This window comes from Aquirufa salirivi, assembly GCF_045310485.1.
Taxonomy (GTDB): Bacteria; Bacteroidota; Bacteroidia; order Cytophagales; family Spirosomataceae; genus Aquirufa; species Aquirufa salirivi.
The window spans coordinates 1-255 of sequence record NZ_JBEWZH010000051.1 but is presented as its reverse complement, the minus strand read 5'-3'; the positions used below and the strand labels follow the sequence as shown (position 1 = coordinate 255).

The following is a 255-nucleotide window of genomic DNA, read 5'->3' as shown; positions in this document are numbered from 1 at the left end:
CCATCACCACCGTGGCGGGGGCTGCGAGTAAGTACCTCGTTACTTCTTCGTCTTCTTCTCCTGTGGCGGGTGCTACTGTAACCATCTCGGCTCAGTTAGCCGATGCCAATGACAATCCAGTTGCTACTTCAGGACAAACCGTGACTTGGACCAAGTCCAATGCCAACGGTAGTTTTGCTTCTGCTACTTCAACAACTAATGGAAGTGGTATTGCTACTGTTGTGTTCACTTCGCATACCGTTGCAGGTACTGCCA

The 255-nt window shown here is 50.6% G+C and carries 1 protein-coding gene; it reads left to right on the top strand.

The window, feature by feature from the left end:
- Positions 1 to 255 (top strand): invasin domain 3-containing protein (locus U0R11_RS13645; RefSeq protein WP_406752397.1); only part of this gene is annotated, 255 nt, incomplete at both ends.